The sequence below is a fragment of the Pseudoalteromonas lipolytica genome, from assembly GCF_900116435.1.
Classification (GTDB): Bacteria; Pseudomonadota; Gammaproteobacteria; order Enterobacterales; family Alteromonadaceae; genus Pseudoalteromonas; species Pseudoalteromonas lipolytica.
This window is the reverse complement of record NZ_FPAZ01000015.1, coordinates 33,479-49,476: the sequence shown is the minus strand read 5'-3', so window position 1 is coordinate 49,476 and position 15,998 is coordinate 33,479. Positions and strand designations below refer to the sequence as shown.

Here is a 15,998-nt window from a genome sequence, read left to right as displayed (position 1 = left end):
CCTTAATCAAGTGAAGTAAAAGTGAGTGTTAAGCTTGCTGTATCATTTACAGAGACTTTTAAAAAGTCATATCCGTGCATTTTATCTGTGTTCCACTGACTGTTTTGCAGTGCAACACTTTTTTGCCATGAAATCATCGCAATATCATCAAAGCGAGTCATGGCCTCTCCCTTATTAGGAGCATAGTGCCTAAATTGTAGTTTTACACCCCGAGGTGGTTGTTTTTTTTGATCTAATGTAAATTCATCAGATGGTAATGTGAAATCGTGACTAAAGGATTGCCATGCTCTGTCACCACCTTCACTAATTAAGACCTGATGTTGTGAAAAAGCCAGATCATCTACCTCTGTGGTATAGGTGAGTAAGCTTTCTTGCTTGCCGCCGTTTTCAGATTGAATGTAGCCAAATAAAGAAAACTGCTTGCTAAGCATTGGTTGAAAATTTTCATCAGTTAGTTTCATCACACTCATTGTGTGTCTGAAGGGAATGATTGAGGGGGTATTATCAAACTCATCGCGTGTTGAGCATAAAGCTTGAATGCCATTGTGCGGGTTTTCAGTGCACGGTAAAACGCTATTACTGCTATGATCCCAGCGGCTAATTTCAAATGCATCGCTGTCGTTATCCCAATCTTCAAAGTCCCCAAAAATCATTAAATCTCGCCCAAAAGTAAGCTCATTTAAAGTGCCATTGGTGACTTCTATTGCCGATAGATAGGCGGCATGAGAGGGAGCATACTCACGTAAATCAAGGATAGGAGTCTGTGAATTTACTTCAACGCTGACTTTGTGATTACGTTTGGTTGCGTGTGCTTTTTTAAAGTACACCTCAGCATAATTATCGCGGGGGATAAGCGTAATATTATCGTCTGAAAATTCGGCTAGGCGCCTTAATAAATAGTGACTTAAAAAGCCCGTTGTAAAACGTGGTTTGTAATCTTCAATAAAAATAGGGTAAGCAAATGCACGCTGAACGGTTTGAGTTTGTGAGTCTAGTTCGACCATCACCGTTACCCCTAATAATGTATCGAGGCGAGCTTGATCAAACACGAGGTTACCTAACCCTAAAATGGCAGGCACATTATTATATACTGCAAAGCCTTGTGCTACATGAGGGTGGTGAGCAATGAGTAAGTCGGTATTTTGCGTTGATAAATCAATTAAGTGACTTGCAATAAAACGCGAAGGAGAATAGGTGTATTCCTCACCACCATGTATTTGCGCAATAACAAAATTACTTGGGTGTATTTTTTCAAGCGTTTCTTGCACGTACTCTGCATTTGTTAAATCTGCGGCACCGCCTTTCATTGCATCGGTGACGTAAGTAAGTTCGTGTTCTTTTCCGGTAACTGTTGTAGCGGCAAAGAGTACTAAGTTGAATGTGTCGAGCTGAGCTGTAATAGGGCTGAATGCAGCAAATTCATCAAGACCTGCACCACTATACAGCAGCCCTGTGTTTGATATTTCAAGTAGTGTGTCTTCTAAACCTGTTTGTAAATAATCGTAGATATGATTATTACCAAGGCCCACGTAATCAATCCCAATTTCTGTTAAGCCTTGTAACGAATCAGGTAACGAAAAAAAGCTAAATTCTTTGGTCGGATGAACGACAGCAGGGTTACTGGTAATCGGTGACTCTAAATTGACTGAAGCAAAATCTGCGTATTTAAACAGGGAAGCAATATCTTTAGTAATTGCGATGCTATCAGCTGCGGCTGTCGCTGGACGAATGAGTGCGTCACTCACATTGGGGATTGTGGTGCCCATTGTTGCGAGACTCGGGTCTAAGTAACGACGTCCAAACATTGAATCACCCCCAAATACCAGGCTTTTACTCGTTGCAGGTTTGGCATGGAGTTTGATTTGTGTGGTTGTCGAGTTTGGGTGATTTACAAGAATACCTACTTTGGTAAAGTAACCATTCTGTTGAATTGTAATGGCATGATTACCGTAACCCAGCTTATCAATGAATACCTGACCATCATTGTCAGTCGTATATTGTTGCTCTGCAATAGTCAGAGGAATGTTACTTAAGGGAGTTAAGTCGTCATTAACTATAGTCAGCGAGACACTAGCATGGCCTGTTAAAAGTGATTCATGTGCGTCGATCACATCTTGCTTTTGTTGTTGAGGTTTATCTTCATTTGGATCTTTTACTTTGCATGCCGCTAAACCAAGACAAACAAATAAAAGCAAAAAACTCACAACTACTTTAAACAAATGATCCTCGTTTTTACTTTATTTACATTTCTTTAGGGCAATATTTACTGCGGACGCATTCTATCGACGTTAACAGATTGGAACAACCAAACATTGACTCTGAAAATTCAGATATTGTCCTCATAAATGCAACATGCCATCTACTTTTATAACCAAAACTGTAATTTTAGTGCTTTGTTTGTGCACCGAGTGTTAAGTGTAGTTTAGATTTAATACTTCGCAGATTTTTACTTTTAATTTTATACAACTAGCGCTGTGAAGAAAGGAATAAAAAGACAATAAAAAAGGCCTTTGCGGCCTTTTTGTGCGTATGGGCTTTTACAAAATGAAAGTTAGAATTTGTATTTAACACCAAGCATAGTAACAACTGGATCGATTTCTACCGTTGATGTGAGTGCTTTTGCGCCATCTGCATACACGGTTGCATCAGTATCGATATCGATTAATGCAACCATACCGTGTAGACCCCAGTTTTCATTCATCATGTAGTTGAAACCAGCTTGTGCTGCAAAACCAAATGAATCATCTAATTTTACTTCTACATCGTTTGTACCCAGCGTTGCTTTTAACGCTGCTGAAGGCTGCTCATCAAAGAACGTTGTATAGTTGATACCGACACCCACAAATGGACGGAATTTGTAAGTTGAATCTAAAAAGTGATATTGCGCGATCAACGACGGTGGTAATTGTTTAATGTCAGCAATCTTGTTGCCTGCTAAGCCACCCGTGCCTTGAACATCATGACTAAATGGGGTTGCTGCAACTAACTCAAGTACCCAATTATCATTAAATGCGTAATCGATAGTGATACCCACTTGTGTATTGTCATCACCACGTAAACCTAAAGTAGGTGCTTCGTTGATTTTTGAACTGTCGTTATCAGGGTTAACATTAATCGCACCGACGTTGACGCTTAAGTTAGCGTTTGCAACAGGAGAGAGTGCTAATAATGAAGTCAGTAATGCAATGCTTAATTTAGTTTTCATGCTGTTCTCCACGAACTACTTGTCTTGTTTGGTTGAGGCTATTATTACCGAGTCGACACAGCTAAAACCTGTTCTAGATCAAAGTTTCAAAAATGTTTGAACGAAGTGAAGCTTTTTTTTGATTTAGATTAAGTTTTTAACCAAGAACAGAAAAAAAGTAATTGACTTTTATCGGTTTTTTGAACCTCTATAGCCGCTCTTTTTTATTGTTTATTTGTATTTAGTACATCTTAATCATTACTAAAAAAGGGCCTGCAATTGTGCCCTTCCTTGGCAGAGAGGGGCATTATTCATCATGGTTTTCGCAACAGTAACGTGCTGTGCAAAGTAGGCTTATTAATGAATGCAAATGACGATAATGCATGGCGAACAGTCATTACTTTCACTTTCACATTGCGGTAATAAAAGCGCGCTGTAATACCCTTACTTATCTCAGTGGCTAGGGTTATTATGAACTGCGTACTAAATTCACACGTTGAGCAACATTTATCTGCCTATGATGAGGTGGTTGATGTTTTACAAACCTTAATTCGATTTAAATCTGTCACACCCGCACAAGCAGGAGCGATTGATTGGTTAGCAAAAAAATTAACCACGGTTGGTTTTGAGTGTGATGTGTTTAGCGATAATCAAGTAACGAATCTAATCGCTAAAGTCTCATTTGGTGATGGACCTGTAGTGGCTTTCTCAGGGCATATTGATGTTGTTCCTGCTGCACAGGGGGATTGGAAAGTTGATGCGTTTTCGGGTGACATTGTTGATGGCGCTGTGTATGGACGCGGCGCCGCAGATATGAAAGGCGGTGTAGCTGCCATGTTATGTGCAACACAGGCGCTGCTGCAACAACGCAAAAACGTGCGAGGAACCTTTTATTGGTTGATCACCTCAGATGAAGAAGGCGAAGCCGAGTATGGTTCTCTTTTAATTGCACAGAAACTGGCTCAACAAGGCGTCATACTGGATGGGTGCCTCGTGGGTGAGCCAACCAGTCATTTGCATGTTGGTGATACGATTAAAAATGGTCGCCGCGGAGCGCTTTCTGCACGTTTATTTATAAAAGGGAAAGCGGGGCATGTTGCTTATCCTGAGAACACCGTGAATGCGGCACATATTAGCGCAGAGGTCGTAAAGCGACTCATCGCCATTAACTGGTTTAAAGATGAACCAAGCTCAGAAACGACATTACAAGTAACCGGTATTAATATTGCCAATGTGGTCGATAATCTTGTGCCTGCACAGTGTGAATTAACGTTTAATGTACGTTACAGCCATGGCTATAAAAGTACCGATATAAAAAATGAAATTCAGGCTGCCTTGGCTGACTTTTCGCAGCACCTACAGGTGCAGTGGGAGCGCCCATGTGAGTCTTATTACACCCCCCATAAATCAGGCGGCTGTTTGCTCAAACAGGTTGAGCAGGCGATACATCAAGTAACAGGCACATTTCCAGTCTTAAGCACTCACGGTGGTACATCAGATGGCCGTTTTTTTGCGAGTGAGCATACGCAAGTAATTGAATGTGGTGTGCGAAACCACACTATTCATCAGGTGAATGAACATGTTCCTGTGGCCGACTTACAACTCATTGAAAAAATTTACAGCGAGCTGTTGGTTAATATCTTTAGCAATGTTAACACCTAAAAAGCTTAGATAATCGGCCGATTGGCCGATATCCACTGTGTGTTTTAGCGAGACTCGCCCAAATAGCGTTTAGCTTTACTGGCCTTTACTTTATTAAGATCAACCAGTACAAGACCATCGATACAATTATTAAACTCAGGATCGATACTAAAGCTGAGAAATTGTACGCCGCCGGGTTCGCATAATTCGGTATATTGTTTAAACAAAGTGGGGACTTGAGCGCCAATATTAGCCAGAATATGCTTCAGCTCTACAAAATCCTCTTTAATATCATTTCCTGAAAATAACTGAGTACATTGTTCACGCTGTTGTTCAGTATGACGAAATTCATTGTTGGGTATCGCTAATGTTTGCTGCGCACCGTAATAATGCTGATAGTAATGAACGAGTAAAGATTTTGCTTGTTCAGGTAAGGCATTTGATACACTAACAGCACCAAATAAATAGCGATATTGCGGGTACCTATTTACAAATGCACCAATACCAAACCATAAGTAATCGAGGCTTTTTCTGCCCCAATATTTGGGCTGTACAAAACTGCGACCCAGCTCAATACCTTGTGCGAAATATGGCGCCATTTCGTCGCTGTAACTAAATAAGCTATCGGTATACAGTCCCTTTTGGCCATGTTTTTCTATAATATCTTTTGCACACGCAAGACGATATGCACCAACTAGTTCCAGTTGTTTTGCATCCCACAGTACGAGGTGCTGATAATCCATATCGTATTTATCAATATCACGTCGCTTACCACTGCCTTCACCGACAGCACGAAAGGCTATTTCGCGTAAACGACCGAGTTCACGAAAAATCGGAGAGCTACCGCTATATTGATAAAGATAAATTTTCATTCCGTCTGATGTTTCACCGAGCAGTTCGCACTGTTCAATGGCTTTCTTTAAATCCTTAGTGGCCTCTGGGCTTGCGATTGGCGTTTGTGTTTTTAAAGGTAATGGCTTTTTAGTGATCAGGCGATAAAGCTGCTTTCTGATTAATTGCGCAATTTCTTTATCTTTTAAATTCTCAATTAAATATGACTCAGGCGGTATTGATGCACCAATTTCAAACTCTAACGATTTTTGTCGTTGTTTAAACATTTCTTTGACCAATAACAAGCTTGCTAATGGTTTGTAGATCATCGAAGTGCCATAAAATAGTGGGCTGTTTTTGGCTTTAATATAAATTGGCAAGATCGGCGCGTTGGCTTTTTTTGCCATGCGTAAAAAGCCGCTGTTCCACTTACAATCTTTGATACCTGTAGGGCTTAGTCGTGACACTTCACCAGCCGGAAATATTAACAATGCGCCTTCTGATTTTAAATGCTGTTGAATATTGGCCAGCTCTTTCTTTTTACTTGTCCCCGATAAGTTGTCGACGGGTAATAACAATGAGTGCATTGGCGTGATTGACATCAGCATGCGGTTAGCAACGACTTTAAGGTCGGGTCTAATGCTGGATAGCACTTTGATTAATGCTAATGCATCGAGCGAGCCAATTGGGTGGTTCGCAACAATAACAACATGGCCCTCACTGGGGATGTGTTCCATTTGTTTTGGTTTGTAACGTGTATCAAAGTCAAGTTCATCGAGTACTTGCTCAACAAACTCGAGTCCCTGTAAGTGAGGGTAGGCATCGCCAAAGGCAACAAACTCTTGTTCATGTAATAAATAGCCTAACCCCTTTTTTACCAACCCTTTTACTTTTGGTGAATTTTCTAACTGTGGTAAATTTGCTTCTATTACTTTATCAACACTGATCATACACACCTCAATCTTAAACGCATCTAGCGATATAAGTAGGGTAAAAGCTCGCTGTGACAGTTAAGTTGCAGTTGTGTGACTTTTTAAAGAGCGCTAACGATAAGCGGAGAACAAAATGATTTTACTTGTGGCAATCACTGGCCGAGATTGCAGTCAATTAATTGAACGATTACGTACTTTATTACCCGAAGTGGAAGTACAGTTGTGGTCAGAATGTACAGATTATAGCGCCGTTGAATTTGTATTGGCGTGGAATGCGCCTGCAGACTTATGGGCGAAACTCCCTAATTTAAAAGCTGTGTCGTCGTTTGGTGCAGGCGTAGACAGCATTGACTTAACGGCGATTGCACCCTCTGTTCCTGTGGTACGTATTGTCGACGAGGCCCTTGCCAGCGATATGGCTGAATATGTGTTGACCCATGTATTAGCGCAAAAATTAAGATTGAAAGAATATTTTTTAAAACAATCACAAGGAGCATGGAAACCCAAACGAGCCTATGCACATCAGCATGTGGGTATTTTAGGCTATGGTGAGCTTGGAAAGGCATGTGCCAAACGTTTAGTGGCGAATGGTTTTACGGTAAGTGCATGGTCAAATAGCGAAAAACAAGAACAACAGGTTACTTGTTACCATACAGAAAATGGCTTGAATACAATGCTAAAACAGGTTGACTACTTGGTGTGTTTGTTGCCTCTTAATCAACATACTACAGGCATTATTGATGCTGCATTATTAAGTAAGCTGCAAAATCATGCGGTGCTCATTAATGTCGCCCGTGGTAAGCATGTCGTTGACGCCGATTTGCTGGCGGCTTTAGATAACAATTCCTTACGTGGCGCAACGCTTGATGTGTTCGCTGAAGAGCCTTTACCTGAAGGGCACCCATTTTGGTCTCATGATAAAATTACACTCACTCCTCATTGTGCTGCTTTATCGGATATAAACACGGTAACTGAACAAATTGCAGGTAATGTAAAAAGATTACTAAATGGGGAATGGCTAGTAAATCTGGTTGATAGAACAAAAGGTTATTGACATCTAATAAATTATTTTATTAAACAGCTTGTTAACATCTGTAACTTTGCTATGCTGTTGGTGGACAATAAACCAACAACAATAATAATAAGAGGTGTTATGAAATCTAATCAAGGTGGGGCAAAACTTAGCTTAGTGGTGGTGTCTGTAATCGTATTAGGTATATCTGCATGGTTTAATCAAGCCAATGCTGCAGGTGTTGACGTACCAGAAATTGTACAAAGTCAATCATAACGTTTTAAGAGGTGCTTCGCAAAGTGAGCGTTGCACCTGATTACATCTAAATTATGTTATTAACTTCTCTTAGAATGGCGCTCTCTATTCTCGTGCTTTTTCTCATCTGACTTTTTGATCATTACATAGGTAGCACCGTTGCCACCATGCTGCTTAAGTGCGCTGTGAAACGCAAGTACAGCGGGTATTTCTTGTAGCCACTTATTGGTGTAGCTTTTTAAGATACCCGGTTTTGATTTATTTTTAATACCAATTCCATGGCGAATTAACACCACGCGAATATTGCGCAGGTGGCAATCATTAATAAAATTGAATAAGGTGCTACGGGCATGTTGGAGTGCCTGTCCATGCAAATCTAGGGTTGCATCAAGCTGATATTTCGCTAAGCGAAGATTTTTATAAACTTGGGCTTGAACGCCATCTTTCTTGAACGCTAAAACTGCGTGTGGATCAAGTAATTCAACGAACTCACTGCGAAGGTAGTTTTCATCGATTGCGAGATCAGACTCAGCGGCTTTACGTTTTTCTTGTTGTGACAGAGAAGGGCCTTGCTTGGTGGTATCGAGTTTTACAGTATCGTGCTTGAGAGGCTTTACATCTTCCATAGAAGAGAGAAATAAGTCGAAGTCGTTTAATGACATAAGGCACCTCTAAAATATCTTTATACGGAATATATGGTATCTCAGTTCAGTCATATTGTAAGTAAAAAAAAGCCCAAACATAGCGATGTTTGGGCGTAAAGGATGATAGAAGCGTTAAAGTGTTCTATCAAATAATCTTGGGAGAAGATTAACCTTGATTAATATTCAATTGGCCAAAAGTGTAGACCTTGAATAAATAAAATGTGTTGATCAACACTAAGCTCATATTTGAGATCACACTTGATGACATCAGATCTAAACTAAACGATAAAAATAATAAACTACACGCGCTAATAGCAGCAAAACGCAATAAGGTTAACTGATTAATAAAAAAAGCACCTAATCCTAGTGCAAGTAACGTAAAGTTTAAAAGCCAATCTAGCTCGTTTAGCATGGTCGTATCTAATAGTGTCTGTGTTGAAAAAGGAGCGCCATTATGGTGATCTTTTACACAGCTTTCAACCAAGTAATTTTTTATTTTCAGATTAGATTTTTTAATCCATTATTAGCTTTTTCATTGCCGCAAAAAAACCGCTTTGCTCTGTTACACGGTATTTTTGGCAGCTCGCAGGGTCGCGTTTATCTTGGCATAAGTAAATCACATTACGGCTAAGGTCTGCACGGGGTATAAGGGTTGAGTCAAAGAGGTTTGCCCCGAAGCCAAAAACACCTGGCCAATACACGCTTTGAGATACCATCCCTAGTTTTTCATAGGTAATGAGAACGGGCTTGGGCGTAATTAGCATAATTAATACAACAGCGGCAATTGCATACCAACGGCTTGCACTTTTTTTAACCGGTTCGGAGGCGCCAGCCTGCTGCACCGTTTGGGGGGGGACACGTTGCGGGTTTGCAGGTCGTCGTTTTGTTGTCGATGTTGGTTTTTTTCGTGCTGGTGTTTTACCTAACAGCGATTGTTTTTTTATTTTATTAGACATAAAGCTTATCTGGCCTTTTATACATAGCTCTCTATAATGAGATTATAACGAAGTTTTTGATATAATAGTCAAATTCAGATCATATAACACTGATTGTCTTATTGCGTCACAGAGTTACATTCAATTAGTGTGAACCTTTATTGCTTAAGAGGAATAGTATGGATACGCAGCTTTCAATTCTTATTGTTGACGATGTGGGAACAGTCCGTAGCTTTTTAAATCAAACGCTCATGCACTTGGGGATTGATGACGTGCGTGAGGCTTCAACGGCTGCGCAGTGTTTAAGTGAATGTAAAGAGAAAGAGTTTAATATCATTTTTTTAGATATTGAATTGCCAGATGGCGATGGTAAAGAAATTATTTCTCATATTAACGACATTTCACCAGAGGCGAATGTGGTGATGGTGTCAGCCCATTCAACAGTTGAAAATGTGAAAGATGCAATTGATAAAGGCGCTAAAGGGTTTGTTGTTAAGCCGTTTACACCGAAGAAAATTGCGGCAATGTTGAAAAAGTTCTACCCAGAGCTGGAAATTGTGTAACGTCAAATTTCAGGTAAAAAAAAACCGGCAAAAGCCGGTTTTTTTATATCTTTCAAAAACAAATTATAGCGCTTTGATTTTAGCTGCTAAACGGCTCTTATGACGAGCTGCTTTGTTTTTGTGGATTAGACCTTTAGTTGCGTAACGGTCTAGGATAGGTGTTGCAACAGCAAATGCTGCTTGTGCAGCTTCTTTGTCGCCCGCTTCAATTGCAGCAACTACTTTTTTGAAGTAAGTGCGCATCATTGAACGACGGCTTGCGTTATGTTGACGATTTTTTTCGCTCGTGATAGCGCGTTTTTTTGCAGACTTGATGTTAGCCAAGGTTTGCTCCTAACAATCTTAAAATAAGCTTAATTTAAAGGCCGTGGAATATGCCTGTTTTTATCATGAATGTCAATGAATTTTTGACAGCTCAAGAAAAACTGCTCCTTATAACGAACATCAATTTGCCGCTTTAGCAGTTAATATCGCCATTGTAACAAAGCGTCGTGTCCGAGCCTAGTGCTTTAGAGATATTTTAGGCATAATCGCCCATCTTAAAGGTTTTTTGATAATAGGTTTAAGGTGGCAAAAGGATTATTTCGTTCCGGGATGATTGTCAGTGCGATGACGATGATTTCGCGTATTTTAGGGTTAGTTCGCGATGCGGTTGTTGCTAACTTGCTGGGTGCAAGTGCGGCAGCTGATGTGTTTTTATTTGCTAATAGAATCCCTAACTTTTTACGACGTCTATTTGCCGAAGGCGCATTTGCACAGGCATTTGTGCCCGTATTGTCTGAAATAAAAGAGCAGCAAGGTGACGACAAGGTTAGACTCTTTGTCGCGCAGGCTGCGGGCACTTTGGGCACAATTTTGCTGCTCGTCACTTTATTTGGTGTGATAGCCTCGCCAGTGATTGCCGCTTTATTTGGTACTGGCTGGTTTATTGATTGGTGGCAAGGGGGAGAGGATGCCGCTAAGTTCGAATTAGCGAGTGCGTTATTAAAGCTCACGTTTCCGTACTTGTTTTTTGTGAGTCTTGTTGCTCTTAGTGGCGCAGTAATGAATGTGTATAACCGCTTTGCCGTGGCCGCATTTACCCCTGTATTATTGAATATTTCAATTATTGCCTGTGCTATTTTTCTGCATGATAAATTTGCAGTAGGTGCTTATGCATTAGCAATAGGGGTGTTCATTGGTGGCTTGGTGCAACTGATTTTTCAGCTGCCATTTTTGTATCGAGCGGGCATGTTGAGCCGACCTAAGTGGGGGTGGCAAGACGAAAATGTCGTGAAAGTACGAAAGTTGATGTTACCGGCCTTGTTTGGTGTATCGATTAGTCAAATTAATTTATTGCTCGATACCATGATTGCCTCAATGCTTATGACAGGCTCTATTGCGTGGCTTTACTATTCAGACAGATTGATAGAGTTCCCTCTTGGGTTATTCGGTATTGGTATTGCAACAGTGATTTTACCGGCACTGTCTAAACTACATAGTACGAAAAGCACGCTTGATTTTCAGCATACGCTTGATTGGGGGGTGCGATTTGTTATTTTCTTAGGTTTACCAGCCATGTTTGGTTTAATGGTGATAAGCCCGTTGATCATCACGGTGCTTTTTGACCATGGTGCGTTTCAAGACGGTGAAATTGATCACGTTCAAGCGGTTAGTTATGGCGTGATGGCGTACTCGGTAGGGTTAGTCAGTTTTATGTTAATCAAGGTGTTAGCGCCTGGTTTTTACTCGCGACAAGACACTAAAACCCCCGTGAAAATAGGCATAAAAACCTTGGTTCTAAACATGGTATTTAACATCATGTTAGCGCCTTTTATTGGTTATTTAGGGTTAGCTTTAGCCACGTCTATGTCGGCCAGCTGTAACGCGTTTTTACTTTATCGGCAGTTACGCAAAGAAGGGGTTTATCAGTTTTCTTCAATGAGCGTCGGTTTTACATTTAAGTGTTTGTTTTCGAGTATTTTGATGGCGACTGCGGTATGGTATGCAGGTCAGCACTTTGCATGGCGAAGCTGGCACTTTAGTGAACAAGTTATGTTGTTGGCAGGGCTGCTTGTGCTGGCTGTATTGGTATACTTTGTTGTGCTCTTTATTTTAGGAATACGACTAAATACGATAAAAAGTGTTGCAACTACTGAATCCAACTAAAAAAAAGATTATAATCGGCGCTTCAAGCCCGATGAACATGTTTTGGGCGTGCTGACAAAGGCAAATAGGTGGCATGGAGTTAATTAGAGGTATTCATAATATTCGCGCACAACACTATGGTTGCGTGTTAACGATTGGGAACTTTGATGGTGTGCATTTAGGCCATGCTGAAGTGATTAAAGGCTTGCTACTTGATGCGCAAAAACATCAGTTACCCAGCACTGTTATGTTATTTGAGCCTCAGCCACAAGAGTTTTTTGCTAAAGATAACGCACCCGCTCGATTGACACGTTTGCGTGATAAGCTTCGATTGTTAGCAGAGCTGGGTGTTGAACGCGTAATTTGTATTAGTTTTAATCAGCAGTTTGCTAACATGGAAGCAGAGCAGTTTGTTAACGAAGTCTTGGTTGATAAGCTCGGCGTGAAAGCGCTCACTGTCGGTGATGATTTTTGTTTTGGAAAACGTCGCAGTGGTGACTTTGCGTTGCTAAAAAATATGGGTGCAGCGCTGAATATAGATGTTAAAAGTACGGCCAGCTTTCGTCGTCTTAATGACAGAGTAAGTAGCACACTAATCCGCCATGCGCTAGCAGCAGGGCAATTAGAAGAGGCTAAAACGATGCTGGGTCATGGGTATGCGATTTCTGGACGTGTTATTCACGGTTGGGCAAAAGGCCGTGAGCTTGGTTTTAGAACGGCAAATATTGCCTTGAAACGTCAAGTATGCCCAGTAAATGGCGTATTTGCGGTGAAAGCGACCGTTGGCAATGAACAGCTGTTTGGGGTTGCAAATATTGGCAACAAACCCACATTTAACGGGACACGCGCATTATTAGAAGTTCACCTTTTTAACTTTGCGCAGGACATTTACGGACAATTTATGCATGTGGAGCTTGTAAAAAAGCTTCGCGATGAGAAAAAATTCGAGACATTAACACAACTGACGGCGCAGATTGCAGATGATGTAACCGCCGCTAAGCAGTGTTTTGGTTTAAATTAGGTAGCCGATACGGAAAGTAGGATTAATGAGCGACTACAAACATACTTTGAATTTACCGGAAACAGCGTTTCCAATGCGCGGCAATTTGGCACAACGTGAACCAACTATGCTTAAAACATGGTATGAAGACGATCTATATGGTCAAATTCGCAGCGCTAAAAAAGGTAAAAAAACCTTCATTTTGCATGACGGCCCTCCGTATGCAAACGGTGACATCCATTTAGGCCACTCTGTAAACAAAATTCTTAAAGACATTATTGTTAAGTCAAAAACCTTGTCTGACTTTGATGCACCTTATGTGCCTGGTTGGGACTGCCATGGTCTACCTATTGAATTAATGGTTGAAAAGAAAGTTGGCAAGCCTGGTGTTAAAGTGTCAGCGGCTGAGTTTCGTGAAAAATGTCGCGAATATGCTAAAAAGCAAGTTGAAGGTCAAAAAACAGACTTTAAACGCTTAGGGGTATTTGGTGATTGGGACAAGCCTTACCTGACCATGAACTTTGACTTTGAAGCGAATGCAATCCGTGTATTAGGCCGTATTATTAAAAATGGTCATTTACACAAAGGTGCTAAACCGGTTCATTGGTGTACAGATTGTGGTTCAGCACTTGCTGAAGCAGAAGTTGAGTACCAAGACAAACAATCACCTGCTATCGACGTACGCTTTGAGTTTGCAGATCAAGATGCCGTTATTAACGCATTTGAACTTGCCGATGGTCATCAAGGTACAGGCGCTGTAAGCACTGTTATCTGGACAACTACACCGTGGACACTTCCTGCCAACCGCGCAGTGGCTGTTCATGAGAAGCTTGAGTATGCATTAGTTCAAGTTGATGACGAGGGCGCGCAACAGCGTTTGATCTTAGGCTCTGAACTCGTTAAAGATGCGATGGATCGTTACGGTTTCAATCATTACCATGTACTGGGTTATGTTAAAGGTGCTGCCTTAGAAAACTTACACGTTGCTCACCCTTTTTATGACTTTACAGTGCCTGTGATTGTTGCTGATCACGTAACGACAGATTCGGGTACGGGGGTTGTTCACACTGCACCTGGTCATGGTCAAGAAGATTTCGCGGCTGGTCTTGCATATGGTTTAGAAGTAGCAAACCCGGTGGGTGCAAATGGTGTTTATTTACCTGATACGCCACTGTTTGCAGGTCAACATGTATTTAAAGCCAACGCGAGTGTTATTGATGTATTAACAGAAAATAACGCGCTGTTGCATCATCATGCACTCAATCATAGTTACCCACATTGCTGGCGTCATAAAACGCCAATCATCTTCCGTGCGACACCACAATGGTTTGTAAGCATGGATCAAGCGAACCTTCGTCAAGATTCATTGAGTGAAATCAAAAAGACAGAGTGGTTACCTGAGTGGGGTGAAAGCCGCATTGCGAACATGGTTGAAGGCCGACCTGATTGGTGTATTTCACGTCAGCGTACATGGGGTGTACCTATTGCGTTGTTTGTTGATAAAGACACAGGGGCGTTACACCCGAATACGCAAGCATTAATCGAAGAAGCGGCTAAGCTAGTTGAAAAATCAGGTATTCAAGCGTGGTACGATTTAGACCCCGCAACATTACTTGGTGATGACGCTGATCAGTACATGAAAGTACAAGATACCTTAGATGTTTGGTTTGATTCAGGTGTGACTCACGCGTGTGTTGTTGATGCACGTGAAGACTTGACGGGCCCAGCAGATCTTTACCTTGAAGGGTCTGACCAACATCGTGGTTGGTTTATGTCGTCAATGATGACATCGGTTGCAATTAATGGCCATGCACCTTACAAGCAAGTGTTAACGCACGGCTTCACCGTTGATGAAAACGGCCGTAAGATGTCTAAGTCACTGGGTAATGTTATTTCACCGCAAAATGTGATGAACAAGCTGGGTGCTGATATTCTTCGCTTATGGGTTGCATCAACTGACTTTACCGCAGAGATGACGGTTTCGGATGAAATCTTCAAGCGCTCGGCAGATCGTTACCGTCGTATCCGTAACACGAGCCGTTACTTACTTGCTAACTTAAATGGTTTTGATCCAAAAACAGATCACGTTGCTATCGACGATATGGTTGAACTAGACCGCTGGATTGTTGGTCGTGCTGCCGAGTTACAAGATGAAATTTTAGCTGCTTACGACAAGTACCAAATGTTACTTGTAACGCAAAAATTAATGAATTTCTGTACGGGTGAGCTTGGTTCATTCTATTTAGATGTAATCAAAGACCGTCAATACACAGCGAAAAGCGATAGCCATGCACGCCGCTCATGTCAAACAGCGCTTTATCACATTGCAGAAGCAATGACGCGTTGGATGGCACCAATCTTAAGCTTCACTGCACAAGAGATTTGGGAAGCATTACCGGGCGAACGTGATAAATTTGTATTCACATCAGTGTGGTACGATGGGCTTAAAGCCTCTACGCAAGGTAAGTTCAGTAACGATGATTGGCTCACAATTCTGAATGTACGTGATGAAGTGAACCGCGTATTAGAAGCGGCGCGTAAAGAAGACATCATTGGTGCGACTTTACAAGCAAATGTCAGTATTTATGCAACTGAAGCGTTAAGTTCAAAACTTGCCGCATTAGGTGATGAATTACGCTTTGTATTATTAACTTCTGGTGTCACTGTTGAAACGGTTACTGAACAACCACAAGGTAGCCAAGCAACTGAAATTGATGGCTTGTTCATCAACGTTACAGCAACAACGGCAGAAAAATGTGAACGTTGTTGGCATTACTGTGATGATGTAGGTGCTGAGCCTGCTCATCCTGAAATATGTGGCCGTTGTGTTAGCAATGTTGATGGCGACGGTGAACAACGTCAGTTCGCATAGGA

The 15,998-nt window shown here is 41.3% G+C and carries 14 protein-coding genes; 7 read left to right on the top strand and 7 right to left on the bottom strand.

Features of this window, described 5'->3' with window-relative positions; all coding sequences use genetic code 11:
* Window positions 1-2 precede the first annotated feature (2 nt).
* A complete protein-coding gene (locus tag BM378_RS15545) occupies window positions 3-2,219 on the bottom strand; it encodes a CapA family protein (RefSeq protein WP_083422924.1) in 2,217 nt (738 codons plus the stop codon).
* 332 nt (window positions 2,220-2,551) lie between these two features.
* Window positions 2,552-3,205, bottom strand: a complete 654-nt coding sequence (locus BM378_RS15540; protein WP_074989548.1) for an OmpW/AlkL family protein — start codon at window positions 3,203-3,205, stop codon at window positions 2,552-2,554.
* Between the two features lie 450 nt (window positions 3,206-3,655).
* Between BM378_RS15540 and dapE the strand changes: the two genes are divergently transcribed.
* Window positions 3,656-4,846 (top strand): succinyl-diaminopimelate desuccinylase, encoded by a 1,191-nt coding sequence (gene dapE, locus BM378_RS15535; protein ID WP_074989547.1) that lies wholly within the window; start codon window positions 3,656-3,658, stop codon window positions 4,844-4,846.
* A 44-nt stretch (window positions 4,847-4,890) separates the two neighbouring features.
* Here the strand turns inward: dapE and olsF are convergent, their stop codons facing one another.
* A complete protein-coding gene (gene olsF, locus BM378_RS15530) occupies window positions 4,891-6,606 on the bottom strand; it encodes a bifunctional ornithine lipid synthase OlsF (RefSeq protein WP_036967009.1) in 1,716 nt (571 codons plus the stop codon).
* A 115-nt stretch (window positions 6,607-6,721) separates the two neighbouring features.
* Between olsF and BM378_RS15525 the strand changes: the two genes are divergently transcribed.
* Both BM378_RS15525 and BM378_RS20660 read left to right on the top strand, forming a co-directional pair.
* Window positions 6,722-7,642, top strand: coding sequence for a 2-hydroxyacid dehydrogenase (locus BM378_RS15525; protein ID WP_074989546.1), 921 nt, complete (start codon window positions 6,722-6,724; stop codon window positions 7,640-7,642).
* Between the two features lie 99 nt (window positions 7,643-7,741).
* Window positions 7,742-7,876 (top strand): hypothetical protein, encoded by a 135-nt coding sequence (locus tag BM378_RS20660; RefSeq protein WP_036967016.1) that lies wholly within the window; start codon window positions 7,742-7,744, stop codon window positions 7,874-7,876.
* Window positions 7,877-7,935: 59 nt separating this feature from the next.
* Here the strand turns inward: BM378_RS20660 and smrA are convergent, their stop codons facing one another.
* The 3 genes from smrA to BM378_RS15510 all read right to left on the bottom strand — a co-directional run bounded on the left by smrA (window position 7,936) and on the right by BM378_RS15510 (window position 9,455).
* On the bottom strand, window positions 7,936-8,517 hold the full coding sequence (gene smrA, locus BM378_RS15520; RefSeq protein ID WP_036967020.1) for a DNA endonuclease SmrA: 582 nt from the start codon (window positions 8,515-8,517) through the stop codon (window positions 7,936-7,938).
* Window positions 8,518-8,665: 148 nt separating this feature from the next.
* Window positions 8,666-8,911, bottom strand: a complete 246-nt coding sequence (locus BM378_RS15515) for a hypothetical protein (protein WP_036969134.1) — start codon at window positions 8,909-8,911, stop codon at window positions 8,666-8,668.
* Between the two features lie 100 nt (window positions 8,912-9,011).
* Complete coding sequence (locus BM378_RS15510; protein WP_036967023.1) at window positions 9,012-9,455, bottom strand: hypothetical protein; 444 nt, start codon at window positions 9,453-9,455, stop codon at window positions 9,012-9,014.
* A gap of 158 nt (window positions 9,456-9,613) precedes the next feature.
* On the opposite strand from BM378_RS15510, the gene BM378_RS15505 reads away from it, so the two are divergent.
* The gene (locus BM378_RS15505; protein WP_036967027.1) at window positions 9,614-9,997 is read left to right on the top strand and encodes a response regulator; all 384 of its coding nucleotides are present in this window, start codon (window positions 9,614-9,616) and stop codon (window positions 9,995-9,997) included.
* 63 nt (window positions 9,998-10,060) lie between these two features.
* On the opposite strand, the gene rpsT is transcribed toward BM378_RS15505, so the two are convergent.
* On the bottom strand, window positions 10,061-10,321 hold the full coding sequence (gene rpsT / locus BM378_RS15500) for a 30S ribosomal protein S20 (protein ID WP_036967030.1): 261 nt from the start codon (window positions 10,319-10,321) through the stop codon (window positions 10,061-10,063).
* A 285-nt stretch (window positions 10,322-10,606) separates the two neighbouring features.
* Between rpsT and murJ the strand changes: the two genes are divergently transcribed.
* From murJ to ileS, 3 genes are all read left to right on the top strand, one after another.
* Window positions 10,607-12,145 (top strand): murein biosynthesis integral membrane protein MurJ, encoded by a 1,539-nt coding sequence (gene murJ, locus BM378_RS15495; RefSeq protein WP_036969136.1) that lies wholly within the window; start codon window positions 10,607-10,609, stop codon window positions 12,143-12,145.
* 73 nt (window positions 12,146-12,218) lie between these two features.
* Window positions 12,219-13,145, top strand: coding sequence for a bifunctional riboflavin kinase/FAD synthetase (ribF, locus tag BM378_RS15490; protein ID WP_065978564.1), 927 nt, complete (start codon window positions 12,219-12,221; stop codon window positions 13,143-13,145).
* Between the two features lie 25 nt (window positions 13,146-13,170).
* Window positions 13,171-15,996, top strand: coding sequence for an isoleucine--tRNA ligase (ileS, locus tag BM378_RS15485; protein ID WP_065978563.1), 2,826 nt, complete (start codon window positions 13,171-13,173; stop codon window positions 15,994-15,996).
* Window positions 15,997-15,998: the final 2 nt, after the last annotated feature.

Coding starts and splice junctions, on each gene's coding strand:
- BM378_RS15540 (WP_074989548.1), bottom strand. CDS start 3,205: ATGAAAACTAAATTAAGCATTGCATTACTGACTTCATTATTAGCACTC.
- dapE (WP_074989547.1), top strand. CDS start 3,656: ATGAACTGCGTACTAAATTCACACGTTGAGCAACATTTATCTGCCTAT.
- olsF (WP_036967009.1), bottom strand. CDS start 6,606: ATGATCAGTGTTGATAAAGTAATAGAAGCAAATTTACCACAGTTAGAA.
- BM378_RS15525 (WP_074989546.1), top strand. CDS start 6,722: ATGATTTTACTTGTGGCAATCACTGGCCGAGATTGCAGTCAATTAATT.
- BM378_RS20660 (WP_036967016.1), top strand. CDS start 7,742: ATGAAATCTAATCAAGGTGGGGCAAAACTTAGCTTAGTGGTGGTGTCT.
- smrA (WP_036967020.1), bottom strand. CDS start 8,517: ATGTCATTAAACGACTTCGACTTATTTCTCTCTTCTATGGAAGATGTA.
- BM378_RS15515 (WP_036969134.1), bottom strand. CDS start 8,911: ATGCTAAACGAGCTAGATTGGCTTTTAAACTTTACGTTACTTGCACTA.
- BM378_RS15510 (WP_036967023.1), bottom strand. CDS start 9,455: ATGTCTAATAAAATAAAAAAACAATCGCTGTTAGGTAAAACACCAGCA.
- BM378_RS15505 (WP_036967027.1), top strand. CDS start 9,614: ATGGATACGCAGCTTTCAATTCTTATTGTTGACGATGTGGGAACAGTC.
- murJ (WP_036969136.1), top strand. CDS start 10,607: ATGACGATGATTTCGCGTATTTTAGGGTTAGTTCGCGATGCGGTTGTT.
- ribF (WP_065978564.1), top strand. CDS start 12,219: ATGGAGTTAATTAGAGGTATTCATAATATTCGCGCACAACACTATGGT.
- ileS (WP_065978563.1), top strand. CDS start 13,171: ATGAGCGACTACAAACATACTTTGAATTTACCGGAAACAGCGTTTCCA.